The following is a 20,414-nucleotide window of genomic DNA, read 5'->3' on the forward strand; positions in this document are numbered from 1 at the left end:
GCCGTGAGTCCCCGGGGGCGGTGCGGGGACCACCTCGACTACACCGTACGGTTGACCGCGCGCCATGTTGTGGCCGCCTGATTTTCGACTGGGAGAGCGTCCGGATGCCCCATACCGCGCCCCGTGCCCAAGTGACACTGGGCAGTCGGCCCCGTTGGTGGACCGAGCTGCCGCTGATCGCAGTGGTGTACCTCGCGTACGCGGGCGGTCGGCTTCTGGGCCGAGGCGATGTGTCCACAGCCGTCAACCACGGCCTGGCCATCCTCCATTTCGAGCGACGGTTCAACATCGATTTCGAGTCACCGCTCAACGACTTCTTCACCAGTCACGCCTGGATAGGCATACCGGCCGACTTCGTGTACGCGTCGCTGCACTACGCGGCCACCCCGGCGGTCCTGGTGTGGCTGTGGAAGCGCGGCCGGAACACGGACTACCGCTTCGCCCGCACCTGGCTGCTGATGACCACCATGATCGGCCTGGTCGGGTTCGTCGTGGTGCCGACCTGCCCGCCGCGGCTGCTGGAGGCGAGCCAGGGCTTCGTCGACACGATGGCCCAGTACAGCGCGTACGGCTGGTGGGGCGGCGACGCGAGCGCGCCGCGCGGCATGGGCGGACTCACCAACCAGTACGCCGCGATGCCGAGCCTCCATGTGGGCTGGGCGCTGTGGTGCGGGATAGCGCTGTGGTGGCAGGGGCGCTCGGTGTGGTCGAAGATCATCGCCGTGGTCTATCCGCTGGTCATCGCCATCGTGGTGATGGGCACCGCGAACCACTACTTCCTCGACGCGGCCGCCGGTGCCGCCGCCGTCGGGGCCGGTGCGCTGCTGACCCGGCCCGCGCTGCGGCTCGCGGCCGCCGTCCGCGACCGCTTCCGCCCGGCCCCCGCCGCCACCGCGGCCGGTGCCGCGGCCCGTTCCGCCGACGCTGCCGCCGAAGTTGCCGCCGAAGCTTCAGCAGACGCTTCCAGCGGTGCGGGCAACGCCGGTACCACCACCGGAAACCCGGTCGGAAACCCCGGCGCCGCCGCGAATGTCGGTGACAAGTGCGAGACTTCGGCCCGTGAACGGGAACGAATCCCCCGACAGCAGAGCAGGGGCGCGGACACGCAACGTACGGGTGGCGGCGACGGCGGCGGACGGCAAGCCGGTACCGGTGCCGGGCGGGGAACCGGCACGGGCGGCGGCAGCTCCGCGGCAGCCGGCGACGGCGCTGCGGCATCAGCTCGCTGAGCTGCGCGGCCCGTCCGCCGTTCCGCATCCGCTGGACGCCCGCGCGCTGGCCGCGCTGGCGTCCAACCCCGGCTGCCGCCGCCGGGCGCTGCTCGACGGCGCCGGGGTCGACAAGGGCGCGCTCGCGCGGGCGCTCGGAGCGCCCGCGCCCTTCGGCCAGTCCCAGTTCGCGCACCAGCGCGGCAACACCTTCGAGGCCCGGGTCAAGACCGACCGCGGCGCGCTGCTCATGCGGCTGCTGCACGAGCGGCTGGCCGACGGTTCCGCCGCGCCCGATCCGGACACCACCGCGACCCCCGATCTGACCGCGGCCGGTCCCCAGGGGCGTACGGCCCGTACGGCGCTGGCGCTGCGGGAGGCCACGGCGGCGGGGCGGTGGGCGCTGCTCGACCATCCGATGGTGAGCCTGGACGTCGCGGGCTCCCCCGCCTTCCTGGAGCCGGACGCGGTGGTGGTGCACCCCGACGGCTCCTGGACGGTCATCGAGATCAAGTCCTTCCCCATGGTGGACGGCGCCGCCGACCCGGCCAAGGTCGGCGCGGCGGCCCGGCAGTCGGGCGTCTACGCCCTGGCCCTGGAGCGGATCGCGGCCCACCTCGGGGAGGTCACGGAGGGCCCGGAGGGCAAGGAGGACGCCGTCGCGGCGCGGGTGCGGCACCAGGTGCTGCTCGTCTGCCCCAAGGACTTCTCCAACCTGCCGACCGCCGAACTCGTCGATGTGCGCAAGCAGCTCGCGGTGACCCGGCGGCAGCTGGACCGGCTCACCCGGATCGAGGAGATCGCCGCCGCCCTCCCCGAGGGCACCACCTTCGACCTGCGGCTCACCGAGGACGGACAGACCTCGACCCGGCCCGTCGAGGAGCTGACCGCCGCGGTCGAGTCGGTGGACGCGGCGTACGCGCCCGAGTGCCTGTCCACCTGTGAGCTGTCCCTTCACTGCCGGGGGCGGTCCCGGGCGGCGGGCGCCGTCGAGTCGCTGGGGCGCGGTGTCCGGGGCGAGCTGGGCGGGCTGACCACGGTGGAGGCCGTGCTCGCGGCCGCCCTGGAGGGCGCCGGCGACGCACCGACCGGCGACCCGGCCGTGGACACCCTGCGGCGCGCGGCGGCCCTGCGCACCGAGGCCCTCGCCCTCGCCCCGAGGCCCGCGGAGGCGGTATGTCGCTGATCACCACACTGGCCCGGATGGAGGCCGTCCGGGAAGGCCGGGCGCGGCCCGTCGCCACGGTGCGGCACCGGCATCTCTCGCAGCGGCCGCTGGCGTTCGTACCGCTGACCACCGCGGGCGAGACGGGCGCGCCGCTCGGCGCGCTGGTGGGCACCGACCGGGACGCGCCGCGGCTGCTGATCGTGTCGCAGCCGCGCAACCGTGATCTGCGGTTCGCGTTCCTCGCCGAGCTGGCGGAGGAGATGCTTCCGTACCTGGAGGGGTACGGAGACGACGTCGAGCTGGAGGAGCGCAAGGAGACCGACCCGGAGACCGGGAAGAAGGTCCCGGTCCAGGTCGAGCTGTGCGCGGACGCGCCGCAGCTGCTGGTGCCCAGCGGTGCGGGCGTGGCGTTCGTCCGGCTGCTGGGGCGGTCGATGCGGTTCCGGCGCACCGCCGAGCAGGACCCGGAGACGCCGTTCCCGGCGCCCGCGCGCGTACCGCTGCTCGGCCGGTGGCTGACGCACTACGGGGAGCGGTCCCGGGTGCCCGGCTCCTCGCTGCTGCTGTCGCTGACCGAGCTGCTGGGCCGCCACTGGGCGACCGGGCAGAGCAATCTGGAGGATCAGCATCTGGGGTCGCTGCTGGCCTGGATCGCCCCGCCGGAGGGCATCCCGGGCGCGGAGGCGGCGCTGCACACCGAGTCGGCACGGGACGGGGACGGGCAGCTGCTGTACCCGCCCGCGGGTCCCGCCACCGATCCGGCCTTCGACAACAAGCTGCTGGCCCCGGCGATGTCCCGGTACGACGCGGCGCGCTCCGAGGTGACCGGCGGCGTGGCCGGGGGCGAGGCGCGGCTGCGGGCGGCCGAGGCGGAGCTGCGCGAGCTGATCGCCTCCCAGCTGCGGCCCACCTGGGACGCGCTGTGGCGGGGCGTGGATCGCTTGCGGGAGCTGCCGGAGGGCGCGCGGGTGGCGGACCGCTGGAAGCGCGACCGCTGGTCGTACACGGGCCACCGGGACCGCGTCCGGGCCGGTGAGCCGCCCCAGCCGAAGCAGGACGACGCGGTGACGGCGGCGCAGAAGCTCGCCGCGCGGGAGACCGCGCAGGCCCAGCTGGACGCGCAGGAGGCACTGGACGATCCGCTGGTCATGGCGGGGCGGCGGCTGTCCGGGGAGGCGTTCGCGGGCGAGGTCACCGACGTGGAGATGGCCTGGTCGGAGGCGAAGGTGCCGCGGCCGAGGCCGCTGGTCACGGTGCGCACCGAGGACCGTCCGCATCTTGCCGAGCGGATCAAGGTCTACCGGGTGATGGACGACGGCCGGACCCAGACCGCGGAGTTCGTCGAAGAGGCCGACGACGGCGGCGGGCCCGGGGCGCCCGGAGGGGCTTCCGCCGCGTTCGTGGTCCGGCTGACCGGCGGGATGGGCCGGGGCAAGGAGCCGGAGCCGGGTTCGGTGCCCGAGCCGGGCGACCGGGTGTGCTGGACCCTGTTCGAGCACGCCCCGCGCGGCGGTCCGGACCTGCCCGACCCCGAGAGCACGCCCTGGACCCACGGCGGCCCGCCGGACGCCGCCGCCCCCGGCCAGGCTCCCGACCCCGTGACCGAGGAGGATTTTCTGTGATCGCCACGGACCGGGCGGCCCGTACGGGGAAGGGCGAGCCGTTCGACCCGTCGGCCGCGGCCGCGCGCGCGACCGACGCGATCCTGCACGACACGCTGCACGGCACCCACCGCGGTGTCGTCGTGGACTCCCCGCCGGGCGCGGGCAAGTCGACGCTCGTCGTCCGGGCGGCCCGGGAGCTTGCCGCCGCCGGGCGGCCGCTGATGGTGGTCGCGCAGACCAACGCGCAGGTGGACGATCTGGTGGACCGGCTCGCCACGGCGGACCCGGACCTTCCGGTCGGCCGTCTGCACAGCAGCGATCCGCATCCGTACGACCCGGTGCTCGACGAGCATCCGGCGGTGCGCTGCTCGGCGAAGGCCGCCGACCTGGCCGGGCTGGGCATCGTGGTCTCCACGGCCGCCAAGTGGGCGCACGTGAAGAACGTCGAGCCGTGGAGCCACGCGATCGTGGACGAGGCGTACCAGATGCGCTCGGACGCGCTGCTGGCCGTCGCGGGGCTCTTCGAGCGGGCGCTGTTCGTCGGCGACCCCGGGCAGCTCGACCCGTTCAGCGTGGTGGGTGCCGAGCAGTGGGCGGGGCTCTCGTACGACCCGTCGGCGAGCGCGGTGACCACGCTCCTGGCCCACAATCCGCGGCTTCCGCAGCACCGGCTGCCGGTGTCCTGGCGGCTGCCCGCGTCGGCCGCGACGCTGGTCTCGGACGCGTTCTATCCGTATACGCCCTTCCGCAGCGGTACGGACCACGGCGACCGGCGGCTGAGCTTCGGGGTGCCCTCCGACGGTTCGGGGCCGGACCGGGTGCTGGACGAGGCGGCCGTCGCGGGGTGGGGGCTGTTGGAGCTTCCGGCCCGCCGTACGCCGCGTACCGACCCGGAGGCGGTGGCGGCCGTGGCCCAGGTGGTCCGGCGGACGCTGGACCGGGGCGGCGCGGCGGTCAGCGAGCGCGCCGACGAGCCGGTGCCGCTGACCGCCGACCGGATCGCCGTCGGCACCGCGCACCGCGACCAGGCGGCGGCCGTGCGGACGGCGCTGGCGGGGCTGGGAGTGTCGGGCGTCACCGTCGATACGGCGAATCGCCTCCAGGGACGTGAGTTCGATCTGACGGTGGTGCTGCACCCGCTGTCCGGCCGTCCGGACGCGACGGCGTTCCACCTGGAGACGGGCCGGCTGTGCGTGCTGGCGTCGCGGCACCGGCACGCGTGTGTGGTGGTGTGCCGGGCGGGCGTGACGGAGCTGCTGGACGAGCATCCGTCGACGGAGCCGGTGCAGCTGGGGGTGACGGTGAAGTTCCCGGACGGCTGGGAGGCGAACCACGCGGTCCTGTCGCACCTGGCCGAACACCGCGTCTTCTGGCGGCCCTAGGAGGTGTTCCGTACGGTCCCGCCGGGCCGGGAAGGCCGGGGCGGGGCGCTGGGTTCGGAGGAGGGGCCGGTGGGGAGACACCCCTGGTGGGGGGCGGCGCTCTTGCCTCTCGCGCGACAATGGGAGCAGGACGCACCGCGAACCGAACGTGTCTCACGACCCAGGAGGAGAGATCACATGCCCGAGCCGGATGCGGCTCAAGGCCCGCACGGCGCCGCGCCACGGCGAATGAAACCGGCCGCGCTGCTCTTCGAACCGGCCGCCTCCGTCAAGGACGAGGCGCACTTCTTCGACCTGGAGTCGATCGAGGACCCCCGCGAACTGCTCACCCGCTCGACCGAGCTGGTGCTCGCGTTCCGCGCGGCGACGGACCGGGCCATGGAGTTCCAGGCGATGGCGGCCGCGCAGCTCGCCGACCCGAGGCGGTTCGACCGGCTGACCCCCGCCGTGATCGCCGAGCGGGCGGAGTGGACCGAGGACTACGCCAAAAAGATGATCGAGTTCGGCCGCGAACTGATACAAAGCGGCGAGCTGCCGGACTGATGGGCGTACTCCGCAGGAGAAACCCGCACGAACGGACGGCGTCCTGCCACGATCATGCGCCGGGGGCATATGCGGGCGGAAGGTACCCCATCGCCCCGCGCCGTGTCCCGGTTTTGCCGCATCCCCCTACTCCTCCCCTGCCGACGGTAATTGTAGAAACATGAGCAGAACGCCTCGGGACTCACTTCACGCCGCCGCCTACGTCACCCCGGCCGGCGCGGACTGGCTCGCCTCCGCCAGCCGGTCCCCTCACGGCGTCCACGCGCTCTGGGCAGAGCATCCGGCGGCCTCGGTCCCGCTGCCCTGCGGCACCGCATTCGACGTCGTCAGCATGGACGCGCTCTTCGGGCGCCGGGTGGTGAGCCGGTTATGGACCGACGGCCCCGGCACCGGCCCGGTGTCCGCCCAGGGCGGCCGGGTCCTGCTGTTCGCCACCCCGGGCTCGGCCCAGCGGCTGCCCGCGCTGCTCGGCTGGGAGGAGTGGGGCGGCTCCGCACCACCGCTGCTCTGCTACGGCTGGGGGGACACGGTGACCGTACCGCCCCTGTACCCCCTGGACCCCGGCCCGGCGGAGCCCGAGCCCCTGGCGGAGCCCGAGCCCCTGGCGGAGCCCGAGCCCCCGGCGGAGATCGTCTCGTGCGACGCCCCCTCGCCCCGCTGGCTCGTCGCCCCCGATGTCCGCAGCCCCTGGCTGCCGGGGCCCGAGGTGCTGCTGTGGGCCTGTGTACGGGCGGCCCGCACGCTGCGTACAGCGGCCGGCGCGGACACCGACGACGAGGCTGTGACCAGCACACCTGCCCTGTTTTCGGGCTGAAAGATATCGATTTTCACTTCGCCTGACCCGGGTGCTAAGGTCTTCTACGTCAGCAGGCGCCGCTAGCTCAGTTGGTTAGAGCAGCTGACTCTTAATCAGCGGGTCCGGGGTTCGAGTCCCTGGCGGCGCACAGACATACGGAAGGCCTCTCACCACGCGTGAGGGGCCTTTTGTATGCCCTCGGGGTGCCCGCCTAGGCGCGGGCCGTCAGCCGTTTGACCGCCGCCTCCGGGCCGGGCATCGACCGGGTCTCCTCCCGCAGCGTATGGGCCGCGACCACGTACGAGGGCTGCTCCAGCAGTGCGAAGAGGTCCCGGGCCAGCTGGGCACCGGCCGCCCGGGCGATGCGGGGCGAGCCGCCGAGGAGGTCGGCCGGGGTGTACGCCCCGGCACCCGTGAGGGCCACCCGCGCGCCGTTGAGCTGCTGCTCGGGGCGGGGCGCGACGATCAGCTGAGGCACCCCGGCCACCACCGCGGCCAGGACGGCGGCCCCGCCGCCCTGGTGGAGCACCGCGCGGCAGCCCGGCAGCACCCGGTGCAGCGGTCCGGCGGGCGGCCGCCCCTCGGCGGCGCTGCCCAGCCGGATGACCTCGCCCCCGCGCGCCTCGGCCGCCCGCAGCGCCGTCCGCACGGCTTCGGGCGGGCCCGGGGCGTCCTCCCAGGCGGCGCAGATCCGGACGGGCCCGATGCCCGGCCCCTGGCGGACGGGATCGTACGGGGGATCGCCCGCCGCGTCGTACGCCCCCTCGCACGCCCCGCGCGGCGTCCCGTGCCGCGCCCCGTGCTGAGCCCCGTGCGACGACTCGTACAGCGGCTCGTACGGGGCCTCATAGCGCGGTTCATACATGGACTCGTACGGAGACTCATAGGGGACGAACCGCACCGGGAGCCGCCGCTCCGGCGACGGCAGCGCCAGGCTCGGCGGGCAGGGGTCGAGCCATAGCTCCGGTTCGCGCGCCGGATCGGCCCCGTAACGCCGCATCAGGCGCGCGTAGCCGGGCAGCGGCGGGCCGTCCAGCCGCTCCCGGTCGAGGCGCAGCAGCGCCGTGCTCCCCCACAGCTGGCCGACCGCGGGCACGCCCAGCGCCGCCGCGGCCACCGTGCCCGCGTACGTGCTCGCGTCGTGCACCACCAGCTCCGGCTGCCAGCAGCGGGCGTAGGCCACCAGCCCCTGGGCCATCGCCTCGGCGATGGCCACCTGCCGGTCGCCGAGGGCGCGCAGCACCCCGTGCTGCTCCGGGCCGAGCACCCCGGGCCGCACCGGCCAGTCCGCGGGCCAGATGCCGCGCGCCCGGCGGGCCGCGGCCGGTGGCGCGCCGAGCGCGCGCGGCAGCACACCGGCGGGCACCGGCATCAGCCCGGCCCGGGCGACGGCCGCCGCGCAGCCGCCCGGGACCGCGACCCGCACCTGGTGCCCCGCCGCGAGGAAGGCCCGGGCGAGCGGCACCAGCGCGACCAGATGCCCGCCCGGGGCCCAGGTCGTGAACAGGACGCGCACGATCCCTCCCCGGTCAGCCGCCTGTGAGCGTGAGGGTGTGGCCGGTGAGGTGGGTGTTGGCCGCCGAGCAGAGGAACAGCACGGTCTGCGCGGCGGCCCCGGCCGCGGAGGGCGCGCCCTCCGGGCACACCGCGTTGACCAGCACGCCGTCCGCCGCCACCTGCCCGCTGAGGCCGCGGGCCAGCCCGTGCAGCCCGGCCTCGGCCGCGCCGTGGAACTCGTCGGGCACCCGGCGTGAGGACACCAGCGCGATCCGGCCCCAGCCGCGCTCCCGCATCCCCACGACGGCGCACTGCACCGTACGGATCACCGGGGCGAGGCTGTCCGCGACGACCGGCAGCCAGTCCCCCTCGGGGATGTCCTCGAAACGGGCGCGCGGATCGCAACGCGCGCCCCGCCGCCAGGCGTTCGCCACCAGGACGTCGAGCGCGCCCCAGCGCTCCTCGACGGCGGCCACGACCCAGCGCGGCGACGCGGAGTCCTCCAGGGCGTACGGCACGGCGAAGGCCCGGTTGCCGTCCGGGCCCGCCAGCTCGGCGGCCAGCTCCTCGGCGGCCTCGCGGCGGTTCCGGAAGGCGAGCGCCACCCGCGCGCCCTGCGCCGCGAAGGCACGGGCGGCGGCCCGGCCGACCACACCGGTGGCGCCGGTGACCAGGACCGTACGCCCGTCCAGGCCGAGGTCCATCATGGGCGCGCCACCGCCGCCCGGTCCGGCGCTCCCGCCTCGGCCAGCTGGTCGCGCAGCGACCGGACCGTGCCGAACCGCGGCCGCCGGCCCAGCAACAGCCGGGCACCCACGGCCTCGAACGCGCGCCGGACCGCGCCGCCCAGGGCGCCGGTGCCGCCCAGCACCACGGCGGACAGCCCGGCTGCGTGTGACACCCTCGGCACCATCGGCGCCCTCCTCGCGGTCGTTCCCGGCGGACTTCTCGTGAGAACGCCATGGTCGCCGCCGCGACTTGAGCCCGCCTCGACGCGGACCGGGGCCGACGCGAGCCGGGGCGGACGCGCGCGGCCCGCTCAAGGGCGCCCGCACACCCTGGTATCCATGACGCGGATCGACGGACCGCCGAACGCGACGCGTTGGAGCATCTTGCGGTGCAGTGGGGTGTGGAGCAGCGCCCGGGCGAGATAGGGGCGCACGCGCATGGCGAACGCGCCGCCCGAGAGCAGGGCCCGGCTCTGCCGGGTCTGCATCCGTATGACGGCCGCGACATCGGGCCCCCGGCGCCCTTCGAAGGCGGCGAGGCGATCCGCGCCGAGGTCGCCCGCGGCCAGCGCCCCGACCAGCACGGGGTGCAGCACCACCGCGTCCTGGATGGCGAGGGTGATGCCCTGAGCGGCGATCGGGCCATGGGTGTGGGCGGCGTCGCCGATGAGCACCAGCCCGTCGTCCACCCAGCGCCGGGCGCGGGCCGAGAACACGTCCAGCAGCCCGACATCGCCCAGCGGGCGAAGCTGTTCGCGGATGGCCGTGGCGTACGGCGGCACGGCACGGGCGAGCCGCTCCCTGATCCGGTCCGGGCCGAGCGCGGTGAGGGCGCGGTGGCCGTGCTGTGGCAGCGTCCAGCCGAGGTGCACGCGGTCCGGCCAGGAGCCGTAGACCACCACCGGGCCGTCCCCGGTGCGGAACACCCGCACCTCGCGGAGCGGCGGGGCTTCCGTGCCGCCCGCCCTGAGGGTGCACCACAGCAGCACCTGGTGCAGCGCCTCGGTGCGGCCCGCGCCGATTCCGGCCAGCCGCCGGACCCGGGAGTAGCGGCCGTCCGCGCCGACCACGGCCCGGGCCCGCACGGTGCAGCGGCCGTGCGGGCCGTCGGCGGTGACCCCGGCGATCCGCCCGTCCCGCCACACCAGACCGCCGACCCTCCGGCCGGGCAGATAGCGGAAGCCCGGCCAGCGGCGGCAGTGGGCGAGGAGTTCGTCCAGCAGATGCGTCCGGGGGAGGGACAGCAGATGGTCGTACGGGGCGGGGAGGAGCCGGTAGTCGGCCTCCAGCAGCACCCGGTCGCCCTCGAACAGCCGGAACCGGTCGTGCTCCTGGGCGCCGCGCGCCCGCGCCCCGGCGAGCACCCCCAGCTCGTCCAGCAGCGCCAGCGCGCCGGGCTGCAGGATCTCGCCGCGGGACTCCCGCTCGTGCGCCCGGGCGCGCTCCAGCACCGTCACCCGCGCCCCCGAGCGCAGCATCAGCAGCGCCAGGACGAGACCGGACGGGCCGCCGCCGACCACACAGACCTCGGTGTCGACCTCTCGATGCGCCGTCACCACCGGACTCACCCCTCGTCGAGCAGGGCCACCGCGCGGGTCCAGCCCGCGCTCGCGCTCCCGCCCGCACTCGCACCCGCACCCGCACCCGCGCCTGCGCCTGCGCCTGCGCCCCCGTCTGTGATCTTCACGGGGAAGCAGGCGACCCGGAACCCGGTGGGCGGCAGGGTGTCCAGCCGCGCCAGCCGCTCGATCTGGCAGTACTCCCGGCGGCGGCCCGCGAAGTGCGCGGGCCACAGCGCCGACCGGTCGCCGGTGGCGTGGTAGCGGCGGATCATCTCGCGGAACGGGGCGTCGAGGCTGAACGCGTCGGTGCCGATCACGCGGACTCCCAGGTCGAGGAGGTAGTCGGTGGCGGGGCCGTCGAGGCCGGTGAAGTCGGTGAAGTAGCGGGGCGTACCGGCCCAGCAGGCGGCGCCGGTGTGCAGCAGGACGACGTCCAGCGGGCGCGGGCGGCAGCCGGTCCGGGCGAGCGCCTTCTCGATGTCCTCGACCCCGGCGGTGCGGGTGTCCGGGTCGGCGCCGGTGATGTCCAGGACGTGGGCCGGACGCAGGAACCACTCCTTCGGCATCCGGTCGATGACGCGCGACATCCCGCACCCACCGGTGGACCCGCCGGGCGCGGGGGCGTCCACCGGTGTGGACAGATCGATGATGCGCAAGGCGCCCCCTCGGCTGGTGTCGGACGGGCGGTGTCGGACGGCTGATGTTCGGTCGGGCGGTGTTCGGTTGGGCTTGTTCGGTTGGGCGGTGTTCGGACGGGCGGACGAGCTGTCGGGCGGTCGGGCCGTCGGCGGGAAATGCACTACGGCTCCGCTTGCCCGCGCGGGGGGATCGGGCAGCGGAGCCGTAGCAGACCCGGCTGAAGGGCGGCGCCGGGCGTTTTCGGGGAGGGCGGACCGTACGGAGGAGCGGGTCAGGCGGCGAACAGGTCGAGCACCGGTCGGCGCCAGTGCCCTTCGATGTCGACGTCGAGCGCGGGGTCGGAGGCGAGCACCGCCTGCTGGAGCTTCTGCAGCCGCGGCGACGGCTCAAGGCCCAGGTCCTCGACAAGGCGGGCGCGCAGCCCCTGGTAGACCTCCAGCGCCTGCCAGGGCCGACCCGCCCGGTACAGCGCGGCCATGCACTGGGCGTGCAGCCCCTCGTGCAGCGGATGACGGGCGGTCAGCTCGGTCAGCTCCGTCAGCAGCTCGGCATGGCGCCCGAGCCGCAGATCGGCCTCGATCCGCCGCTCCAGGACACCGAGGCGGCTCTCCTCCAGCCGGGCCAGCTCGATCTCCAGGACCGGACCGACCCGCACATCCACCAGCGCCGGACCGCGCCAGACCGCGAGCGCCTGGCGCAGCAGCAGGGACGCCTCGACATCGTCCCCCGCGTCGAGCGCGTCGCGCCCGGCGGCCACCAGCCGGTCGTACTCATGGATGTCGACCGCGCCGGGCTGCGCCTCCAGGACATAGCCGCCGTACCGAGTGGCCAGCACGTCCTTCGACGCCTGCGGCGCCTGGGGGCCATAAGCGGCGGCCAGCCTGCGGCGGAGCTGGAGGATGTAGGTCTGCAAGGTGGTGGGCGCACTGCGTGGCATCTGCGTGCCCCAGATTTCCTCCATAAGAGTGGGCACCGGCAGCATCTGGTTGGCGTAGACGGAAAGCAGTGCAAGGATCTGCCGCGGCTTGCCCGCGCTGGGCACGATCGACTGACCGCACGCCTCGACGCTCAGCGGCCCCAACACCTTGATGTCCATGGTCCTGTACCTCCGTCAACGGTCCGTCAGGTGCCTCCTGGCCGCGCGGCCGTGCCATCGAGGCACAGAAAAGACTCGCGGGTGAGCGGTGCATCCGACCAGTGCCGGAATACCGAACTCGGTATGAGTCCTGGGAGATCGACCCATGACAAATTCACACCCTGGAGAGCCTGTGATGACGGAAGCCTCCATTCCCCCGCAGCCCACGCAGTCCCCGTCCGACGTCGCCGACCTCGACGACCTGGTCATCGAGGACCTGACCGACGCCTCCTGGAAGGCCGTCGCACCGCGCATCTGCATCTGCACGTTCGGCGGGGAATGAGAGGACGGGGACGATGACGGGCGAACTGGGCTTCACCCCGCACTTGCGGGTCGAGCCGGTGCCGGGCGAGGCCGTCTACCTGGTCTCCGAGCACGGCGTCACCGCGCTGCACGGGCAGGCGATCGCGGCCCTCGCGCCGCTGCTGGACGGGTCGCGGGACCTCGCGCACATCCTCACCGAGGCCGCCCGCGCACCCGGCCTGCCGGGCGCGGTGCCCGCCGGGCAGGCCGAGCGGGTCATCGCGCGGCTGCGGGCCGCCGGGCTGGTCTCCGAGCGGGAGCGTACGCACGCCCCCGGGCCCGAGGAGGCCTACTGGGAGCTGGCCGGGCTGGGCGGCCGCGACGGCGGCGACGGCCGCTCCATACGCCCGGCCGCGCGCCCGGCCACGGCGTCCGTGGCGTCGGTGGCGTCCGTGATCCTGGGGTCCGCCGACCCCGCCGAAGTCGTCCGGGCGCTGCGGGCGGCGGGGCTGCGGTCGGTGGCCGGGGTGAACGAAGCGGACGAGGAGCCGGACGACCGGGCGGCGACCCCCGCCGCGCAGGGCCGGGAGTGCCGATGGGCCATACGTCAAGTAGGCCTCCGTCAACACGGCGCCGCCGAACTCACCCTTGTGGTGTGCGACGACTACCTCGATCCGCGGCTCGCCGCCGTCGACGCCGCCCATCGCGCCGCGGGCCGTCGCTGGCTGCCCGTCAAACCGGTGGGCACCCGGGCATGGCTGGGCCCGTTCCTCGGCGCCCCCGACGATCCGTGCTGGGCGTGTCTGGCCGACCGGCTGTGGCGGGGGCGGCAGGCCGAGGCGTACCTCCAGCGCAGGCTGGGCCGCCCGGGGCCGGTGCCGCGGCCGCCCGCCTCCCTGCCCGCGAGCCGGGCCGCCGCGCTCCAGCTGGCCGCGCTGGAGGCCGCCAAGTGGCTGGCCGGGCACCGGCATCCGGGCCAGCAGGCGCTGTGCACCCTGGACAGCCTCACCGCCACCGTGGACCGCCATCCGCTCTCCCGCCGCCCGCAGTGCGCCGGGTGCGGCGATCCGGCGCTGGTCGCGGAGCGGATACGGGCGCCGCTGGCCCTGCCGTCGCCGCGTGAAACACGTACGGCCGACGCCTCACCGCTCCGCGTCATGGAGCGGTACGGCCATCTCGTCGACTCCGTCACCGGGCTGGTCACCGAGATCCGCCGCGATCCGCGCGGCCCGGACTTCCTCAACTGCTACCACGCCCGGCACCCTTCGTACGCCTCATACACCTCATACGCCTCGTACGCCGGGGCGGCCACCGCGCCGAGCGGGCTGGACGCGCTGCGCGCCGGTCTGCGGGCCGCCGCCCACGGCAAGGGGCGGACCGCCGAACAGGCCCGGGCCAGCGCCCTGTGCGAGGCCCTGGAGCACTACAGCGGCCACTTCCAGGGGGACGAGCCGCGCCGCCGCGCCCGCTACCGCGCGCTGGGTACGGCGGAGGCGGTGCATCCGGACACCGTCCAGCTCATGGACGCGCGGCAGTTCACGCGTCAGGGGGCGCCGCGCCACCGCGTCCCCGACCCGTTCGACGAGGACGCCGAACTCGACTGGACGCCGGTGTGGTCGCTCACCGCCGAGCGGCACCGGCTGCTGCCCACCGCGCTGTTGTACTACGGCGCCCCGCAGCCCCCCGGACGGCGCTGCTGCCGGGCGGACTCCAACGGCGCGGCGGCCGGGTCCACCCTGGCCGACGCCGTCGTACGGGGCTTCCTGGAGCTGGTGGAGCGGGACGCGGTCGCCCTGTGGTGGTACAACCGCACCCGTCAGCCCGCGCTCGCCCTGGACGCCTTCGACGACCCGTGGCTGGCCGAACTGCGCCGCGCCCACGGCGGTTTGCGGCGCGAGGTGTGGGCGCTGGACCTCACCACCGACTTCGGCATCCCGGTGGTCGCCGCGCTCTCCCGCCGGACCGACAAGCCCGCCGAGGACATCACGCTGGGCTTCGGCGCCCACTTCGACCGGCACACCGCGCTGTGCCACGCCTTCGCCGAGCTGAACCAGATGCTGCCCGCGGTGGTCGAGGCCCGCGCCGACGGCGGCGGATACGGCACGGCCGACCCGGAGGCGCTGCGCTGGTTCCGCACCGCGACCACCGCCGATCAGCCCTATCTGACGGCCGGTCCGGACGCGGCGCCGCCGCCCGCGATGACCGCTCCCCCGGACGGCGACGACGGCGCCGACGGCGACGCCCTGGCGTCCGTCCGGGAGGCCGTCCGCGCGCGCGGGATGGAGCTGCTGGTACTGGACCAGACCCGGCCGGACGTGGGGCTGCCCGTGGCCAAGGTGCTGGTGCCCGGACTGCGCCCGCACTGGCCCCGGTTCGCTCCCGGCCGGCTCTACGACGTCCCGGTGGCCCTGGGGCGGCTGCGGCGGCCGACGCCGTACCGCGAGCTGAACCCCGTTCCCCTTTTCCTGTGATTCTTCCTGTGATCGCCCGTGACAACCCGTAACTCTGTGTACGCCATGAGCCTTCTCCGCACCCTCTCCTTCCCCGCAAAAGATCGGATACTCTCGGGCAAGCCGCCCAATCCGGCCCGACGATCCGGAGGACGAGTGCAGGGGAGCCTCTTGCCCGACGATTCCGGGAAAAAGCCGCCGCGCGACCACGACGACGCCCTCGCGCCGCGCCTGGCCGTGGTGATCACGGTGATGGTGCTCCTGCTCTACTTCGCCGTCGCCGTGACGTATGTGGTCGAAGGACTGCCCCCGGGGCGCGCGGTCGACACGGTGGTGCGGATGCTGGAGATCCTGCCGGTGCTGGCCGTGCTGCTGGGCATCCAGCTGATCCACTCCTTCCCCGCGCTGGCGCCCCGGCTGGCCGCCGCCCGGCACTGGACGCTGTTGCTCCAGGCGACGCTGACCTTCCTGCCGTTCGCCGTCTTCAAACAGGCGTGGCTGGGCATGCCCGGCTTCTTGGCGGGCTCCGCGCTGCTGGTGCTGGCTCCGGCGGCGGCCTGGCCGACGTTCGCCGCGATCCTGCTGATCACCGATGTGCTGCTGTTCCAGGTGGGGTTCGGCTGGGACAAGGTCGCGTACACCACCGTGTCCACGACGATCACCGGGCTGGTGGTGTTCGGCCTCTCCCGGCTCTCCGGGCTGGTCGCCGAGGTGTCCCGGTCGCGCGCGGAGCTGGCCCGGCTGGCGGTCGCCCAGGAGCGGCTGCGGTTCGCCCGGGACGTGCACGACCTGCTCGGCCTCAGCCTCTCCACCATCACCCTCAAGTGCGAGCTGGTGCACCGGCTGGTGCCCCGGCAGAACGACCGGGCGCAGCAGGAGCTGGCCGAGATCCTGCAGACGTCCCGTCAGGCGCTGGCCGACGTACGGGCGGTGGCCAGCGGTTACCGCAAGATGTCGCTGTCCGCGGAGGCGGAGACGGCGCGGTCCATGCTGGCCGCGGCGGGCATCCGGGCCACCGCGGACATCGGCTGCGGACCGCTGTCCGAGCGGGTGGACACGGTGCTGGCGAGCGTGCTGCGCGAGGGGCTGACCAACGTGCTGCGGCACAGCAGGGCCGAGCACTGTGCGATCACGGCCCGGCGTGCGGGGCCCACGGTGCGGCTGACGCTGGTGAACGACGGGGTGGGCAAGTCGTCGACGATCCTGCGCGCCGACAGCGCCCCCGGAACCACCGGCTCCGACGGCGGCAGCGGGATCGGCAACCTCCGGGTGCGGCTGGCGGGGCTCGGCGGGCGACTGTACGCGGACGTACGGGCCGACGGCTGGTTCGAGCTGCGGGCCGAGCTGGAGCTGTCCGCCGAGCCGCCGCCGCGGGGCGGGCGGGGGCGCGGCACGGAGGAGGAGTTCGGCCCGGCGGTGACGGCGTGACGGCGGTGACGGGCGCTGATGACGTAACGGCGGTGAAGGGCGGTGACAGCGTGACGCCGTCATCGCGGCGTGTCCCGTCCGGCTCCGCGTAGCGCGCCGCTACAGCCAGCCCGCCTCGCGGGCGATGCGGATGGCGTCGACCCGGTTGCGCGCGTCGAGCTTGGTGACGGCGGACGTCAGGTAGTTGCGCACGGTCCCCACCGACAGGAAGAGCCGGGCCGCGATACGGGCGGCCACCTCCCCTTCGGAGGCCATCCGCAGCACCTCCAGCTCACGCGGGGTCAGCGGCTGCGGGCCGTCGTCCAGGGCGGCCAGGGCGAGTTGGGGATCGATGACCCGATCGCCCCGCGCGACCGCGCGAATGGCGTCGCACAGGGTGGCCGGGCTGCTGTCCTTCAGCAGAAATCCGGCGACGTGGGCCGCGAGCGCACGCCGCAGATTCCCGGGCCTGCCGAGGCTGGTGAGCATCATGGTCCGGCATTCGGGAACGGCGGTGAGCAGTTCGGCGGCGGCGGTCAGCCCGTCCACTTCGGGCAGGTCGATGTCGAGGATCGCGACGTCCGGGCGGTGCCTGCGGGCGTTCGGCAGAATATCGGCGCCGCTGGAGAATTCGGCCACGACCTCGATATCCGGTTCGAATTCCAGCAGGGCGACCAGTGCCTTGCGCAGCATATGCATGTCCTCGGCAATGAGCACCCTGATCATTTCACCCCGCCCTTTCCCCACCGATTCCCCGCGGACGATTATTCCCCCGGGCTTCCGGGCCTCGCAGCTCTTTCCGTCCGATTACCTCAGCCGAACAAATGTATTGTTCTCCGGCCGCTGTTCAGGCCGCGCCGCCCCGGCACGGTTCGGTGGGTCCGGGCGCGTACTCCGCGTGCAGGGCGCGCAGTTCACCGCGCAGGTACCACTCGCGCAGCACCCCACGGCGTACCTTGACCGCTCCATCCCGGCGCACCGTACCGGGGCGGACGAGCAGCACCGCGCCCGTGGTGACGCCGAACTCCTCCGCCACCCGGGCCCGGATGCGGGCGGCGAGCCGGGGCAGTCCGGTCCGGGCGGCGCTCGCCGTACGGACCTCCTGGACGACGATCAGCGGCCCGGCTCCGGGCCCCGCGCAGAACACCCGGGCCGACCCCAGGGCCCGCCCGCAGCCGAGCAGTTCGCGCTCGATGTCCTGGGGGTGCAGAGTGATCCCGTCCACCAGGAGGCCGTCGTGGACCCGGCCGGTCATGTGGATGCCGCCGTCCGCCGCGAGGCCGAGGTCGCCGGTGCGCAGGAATCCCCCGGGGCCGTCGGCGGACCGGGCGGCGAAGCGGGGCGCGGTGTCCAGGGGCCGTCCCCAGTGGCCGGTGGCGATGGCGGCGCCGCGCGCCCAGATCTCCCCGGCCGCCCCCTCGGGCAGCGGACGGCAGGTCAGCGGGTCGACGACGCCGAACTCAGCGCCGGACACCGGGACACGGCCCTCGGCGATCAGCAGGGGCGCGCCCTCGGCGGGGGCGTATCCGGCGACCAGGGTTCCGGGGCGCAGCCCCGCGGCGGTGTAGCGGCGGGCGAAGGCGGCCATGGTGGCGGGCGAGACCGGCTCCCCGGCGTTGAGCGCGGTCCGCCAGCGGGAGAGGTCGAGCCCGGCGGGCTGTTCGTCGGCGGTCAGCGCGGCGCAGCGTGCGAAGTGGGTGTCGGGCGCGACGGTTTCGGTGATGCCGTGGCGGCTGATGGCCCGTAACCAGGCGGCCGGGTCGGTACGGAACGGGCGCGGGGGCAGCGGGACGGCGGTGGCGCCGAGCCAGAGCGGGTGCAGCACCTGGCCGATCAGGCCGGGGGTGTGGCGGCGGGGCAGCCAGCCACCGATCCGGGAGCGGGGGCCGGTGCCCAGGGTGGCCCGCAGGGAGTGCATGGCGGCGAGCAGGTTGCCGTGGGTGAGCCGGGCGCCGCGCGGGGCGGTGGCGGGCCCGGAGTCGTACGCGAGCAGGGCGAGGCTGTCGGGGCCGGTGCGGGCGGGTGGGGCGGGCCCGTCGGCGGCGCGGGCGGCCGCATGGCCCGCGGCGCGGTCGGCGGCGTGGTCGACGTGGGCGGCGTGGTCCGGTGGCAGTCTGTCGACGGGCAGGCAGGTGAGGTCGGCGCGGCCGACGAGGGAGAGACGGCGGGAGATCTCGGAGGCGTGCGCGGTTTCGGTGAGGACGAGGTCCACGGTGGCGTCCCGGGCGATCGCCGCGGTGCGTTCGGCGGCGGTGCGGGAGGCGGTGGGCGCGGGTACGGGGACGGCGACGGCGCCCGCGTACAGGCAGCCGAGCAGGGCGGCCGCGATGTGCGGGCCGGGGTCCATGACGACGAGCACCCGGCGTCCGGCGGCGTCGCGGCCGCGCAGCCAGGCGGCCACGGCTCCGGCCCGGGCGTCGAGTTCGGCGTAGGAGATCCGCCGCTCCCCGCCGTTTCCGTCGGGGTGCGCCAGCGCGACGGTGCCGGCCCCGCCGTCCCGGGCCCGTTCTCTCAGTGCCTCGGCCAGATTCGCGTGTCGTGGCATGGTCAGCTCCCGGGCGCCGGAGATCAAAACGAGGCCACAGTCTCGGCATGCCACCTCGAACGATGCTTGATCACCGTTCGGGTGCCATGGACCGCGCTACGGTGCGACGGACTGCGTGTACCGGTGCGGCGGACCGGACGCTCACAGCGCGACGGGCTACGTGCGCTCGCCCCGGGTGACCTGGACGGCCCAGGAACCCCCGGCGGCGCGGCCGGTGACTGTCACCCGGACCGCCTCCTCCCGGGCCAGCAGGGAGTCGCCGACGCCGAGCGGCGCGTCGGCCAGCTCGGGGTAGACGGACTCGTTCCAGCAGGCGGCGGTGGCGGGGTGGCCGTCCAGCACCCGGATCGGGCCCTCGCCCGAGGCGGCGTCGTTGCGCACCCGGTAGACCAGCACGCCTTCGGTGCAGGTGCCCGCGTCGTTGCCGTACGCGCCGCGCGCCTCGATGGCCAGTGCGGTGGTGGGGCCGGTGCGGACCACGACCAGCCGGGTGCGGGTGTCGGTGCCGGGGCGGCCTTCCATGGGGGCGCCGAGGGGCTGGAGGGTGTACATCTTCGGGCCGAGGGCCCGGACGCAGGCCACCTGGCGGCCGGTGAGCCAGCCGAGCTTCCACTTGTGCCAGCCGAAGGGGTCCGGGGAGAGTCCGAACTGGCTGCCCATCAGGTCCCAGTCGCCGACGTAGGTGTCCCAGTCGCCGCTGTTGTCGGCCGTGCTGGGCCGGTGGTAGAGGTCGGGCAGGTCGAAGACGTGCCCGGTCTCATGGGCGAGGACGTTGCGATCGGGCGGATGGTGCTCGAAGACGGTCACCAGGCGGCGCAGGTCCTTACCGTCGGCGCGCAGCGGCCTTTCGAAGTTGACCACTTTGGTTGCGTCGGCGTCGACACCCGGGGCGTCGGGGTCGGCGACGAGGTAGACGATGTCGTAGCGGCCGAAGTCCAGGTGCGGATCGGTGGCGCGGATGGCGTCGCGCAGATACGCGGCCCGGCGCGCGGAGTTCCAGTCGCGCTGTATGGCGTACGCGGTGGACGCCTTCGGCATGGTGATCCACCGCCGCAGCGGGTGGACGCGCAGCGAGAAGCGCCCGTAGGAGGCGCGCTGGAAGAAGTCGCCGGTCGCGGGGGTGTGGTCGGCGGCCAGCCGGGCCGGGGTGACCTTGGGGGCGGCGTCCGGGAAGGACAGGAAGACCATGGCCGCGCGGAGCGAGCGGACCGGGCGGGGGTAGTTGCGGTTCCAGGTGTCCAGCCCCTCGGAGTGGTGGGCGCCGGTGCGCTCCAGGGTGCACGGCCCGCCCGCGCCCACGGCCGTGGCCGGGCCCGCCACCACGGTGGTGGCGATGACGGCGCTCAACGAGGTCAGGACGGCCTGGGCACGGCGCAACCGGGGCGGCCGCGACGCCTCCGCGGGCGCTTGAGGACGCGCCATGCCGACCTCCCGGGCGTAGAGGGAACACCCACTCCACCCTGGGTCGGATTGGCGCGGTACGCCCTGTTCGGCTGGACCGGTCGAG

General features: G+C 74.7%; 18 protein-coding genes and 1 tRNA gene. 10 read left to right on the forward strand and 9 right to left on the reverse strand.

Translation table 11 applies throughout. The annotated features are described in order from the left end of the window. The first annotated feature begins 104 nt into the window (after window positions 1-104). From ABZ370_RS35975 to ABZ370_RS36005, 7 genes are all read left to right on the forward strand, one after another. The gene (locus ABZ370_RS35975; protein ID WP_358629962.1) at window positions 105-1,229 is read left to right on the forward strand and encodes a phosphatase PAP2 family protein; all 1,125 of its coding nucleotides are present in this window, start codon (window positions 105-107) and stop codon (window positions 1,227-1,229) included. Further along, entirely contained in the window at window positions 1,153-2,394 is a 1,242-nt protein-coding gene (locus ABZ370_RS35980) for a hypothetical protein (protein ID WP_358630048.1), read from the forward strand. Before ABZ370_RS35975 ends, ABZ370_RS35980 begins: the two co-directional genes overlap by 77 nt. After that, on the forward strand, window positions 2,385-3,998 hold the full coding sequence (locus tag ABZ370_RS35985; RefSeq protein WP_358629965.1) for a hypothetical protein: 1,614 nt from the start codon (window positions 2,385-2,387) through the stop codon (window positions 3,996-3,998). Before ABZ370_RS35980 ends, ABZ370_RS35985 begins: the two co-directional genes overlap by 10 nt. Continuing rightward, window positions 3,995-5,362, forward strand: a complete 1,368-nt coding sequence (locus ABZ370_RS35990; RefSeq protein WP_358629967.1) for an AAA domain-containing protein — start codon at window positions 3,995-3,997, stop codon at window positions 5,360-5,362. The genes ABZ370_RS35985 and ABZ370_RS35990 overlap by 4 nt, the downstream gene beginning before the upstream one ends. A 177-nt stretch (window positions 5,363-5,539) precedes the next feature. Continuing rightward, window positions 5,540-5,905 (forward strand): hypothetical protein, encoded by a 366-nt coding sequence (locus tag ABZ370_RS35995; RefSeq protein ID WP_358629970.1) that lies wholly within the window; start codon window positions 5,540-5,542, stop codon window positions 5,903-5,905. Between the two features lie 160 nt (window positions 5,906-6,065). Next, the gene (locus ABZ370_RS36000; protein WP_358629972.1) at window positions 6,066-6,719 is read left to right on the forward strand and encodes a bifunctional DNA primase/polymerase; all 654 of its coding nucleotides are present in this window, start codon (window positions 6,066-6,068) and stop codon (window positions 6,717-6,719) included. 56 nt (window positions 6,720-6,775) lie between these two features. Further along, window positions 6,776-6,849, forward strand: a tRNA-Lys gene (locus tag ABZ370_RS36005). 63 nt (window positions 6,850-6,912) lie between these two features. Here ABZ370_RS36005 and ABZ370_RS36010 read toward each other — a convergent pair. From ABZ370_RS36010 to ABZ370_RS36035, 6 genes are all read right to left on the reverse strand, one after another. Further along, window positions 6,913-8,217, reverse strand: a complete 1,305-nt coding sequence (locus tag ABZ370_RS36010) for a nucleotide disphospho-sugar-binding domain-containing protein (protein ID WP_358629975.1) — start codon at window positions 8,215-8,217, stop codon at window positions 6,913-6,915. 13 nt (window positions 8,218-8,230) lie between these two features. Continuing rightward, window positions 8,231-8,905, reverse strand: coding sequence for an SDR family NAD(P)-dependent oxidoreductase (locus tag ABZ370_RS36015; RefSeq protein WP_358629978.1), 675 nt, complete (start codon window positions 8,903-8,905; stop codon window positions 8,231-8,233). Beyond that, window positions 8,902-9,099, reverse strand: coding sequence for a hypothetical protein (locus ABZ370_RS36020; protein ID WP_358629981.1), 198 nt, complete (start codon window positions 9,097-9,099; stop codon window positions 8,902-8,904). Before ABZ370_RS36020 ends, ABZ370_RS36015 begins: the two co-directional genes overlap by 4 nt. A 138-nt stretch (window positions 9,100-9,237) precedes the next feature. Then, window positions 9,238-10,482 (reverse strand): FAD-dependent monooxygenase, encoded by a 1,245-nt coding sequence (locus tag ABZ370_RS36025; protein WP_358629984.1) that lies wholly within the window; start codon window positions 10,480-10,482, stop codon window positions 9,238-9,240. Window positions 10,483-10,490: 8 nt separating this feature from the next. Continuing rightward, entirely contained in the window at window positions 10,491-11,144 is a 654-nt protein-coding gene (locus ABZ370_RS36030; protein WP_358629987.1) for a cyclase family protein, read from the reverse strand. A gap of 254 nt (window positions 11,145-11,398) precedes the next feature. Then, on the reverse strand, window positions 11,399-12,223 hold the full coding sequence (locus tag ABZ370_RS36035; RefSeq protein ID WP_358629989.1) for an AfsR/SARP family transcriptional regulator: 825 nt from the start codon (window positions 12,221-12,223) through the stop codon (window positions 11,399-11,401). A 175-nt stretch (window positions 12,224-12,398) separates the two neighbouring features. Here ABZ370_RS36035 and ABZ370_RS36040 point away from each other — a divergent pair, with 175 nt between their 5' ends. The 3 genes from ABZ370_RS36040 to ABZ370_RS36050 all read left to right on the forward strand — a co-directional run bounded on the left by ABZ370_RS36040 (window position 12,399) and on the right by ABZ370_RS36050 (window position 16,383). Next, on the forward strand, window positions 12,399-12,545 hold the full coding sequence (locus tag ABZ370_RS36040) for a hypothetical protein (RefSeq protein ID WP_358629992.1): 147 nt from the start codon (window positions 12,399-12,401) through the stop codon (window positions 12,543-12,545). A gap of 13 nt (window positions 12,546-12,558) precedes the next feature. After that, window positions 12,559-14,976 (forward strand): TOMM precursor leader peptide-binding protein, encoded by a 2,418-nt coding sequence (locus tag ABZ370_RS36045; RefSeq protein ID WP_358629994.1) that lies wholly within the window; start codon window positions 12,559-12,561, stop codon window positions 14,974-14,976. Between the two features lie 150 nt (window positions 14,977-15,126). Beyond that, window positions 15,127-16,383 carry a histidine kinase gene (locus tag ABZ370_RS36050; RefSeq protein ID WP_358629997.1) on the forward strand — a complete coding sequence of 419 codons (1,257 nt, stop codon included), beginning with the start codon at window positions 15,127-15,129 and terminating at the stop codon, window positions 16,381-16,383. A gap of 99 nt (window positions 16,384-16,482) precedes the next feature. Here ABZ370_RS36050 and ABZ370_RS36055 read toward each other — a convergent pair whose 3' ends face one another. From ABZ370_RS36055 to ABZ370_RS36065, 3 genes are all read right to left on the reverse strand, one after another. After that, the gene (locus ABZ370_RS36055) at window positions 16,483-17,088 is read right to left on the reverse strand and encodes a response regulator transcription factor (RefSeq protein WP_358630000.1); all 606 of its coding nucleotides are present in this window, start codon (window positions 17,086-17,088) and stop codon (window positions 16,483-16,485) included. Window positions 17,089-17,209: 121 nt separating this feature from the next. Beyond that, entirely contained in the window at window positions 17,210-18,907 is a 1,698-nt protein-coding gene (locus ABZ370_RS36060) for an AMP-binding protein (protein ID WP_358630003.1), read from the reverse strand. Between the two features lie 156 nt (window positions 18,908-19,063). Continuing rightward, window positions 19,064-20,329 (reverse strand): M6 family metalloprotease domain-containing protein, encoded by a 1,266-nt coding sequence (locus tag ABZ370_RS36065; RefSeq protein WP_358630005.1) that lies wholly within the window; start codon window positions 20,327-20,329, stop codon window positions 19,064-19,066. Window positions 20,330-20,414: the final 85 nt, after the last annotated feature.

The sequence above is a fragment of the Streptomyces sp. NPDC005962 genome (genome assembly GCF_040629205.1).
Taxonomy (GTDB): domain Bacteria; phylum Actinomycetota; class Actinomycetes; order Streptomycetales; family Streptomycetaceae; genus Streptomyces.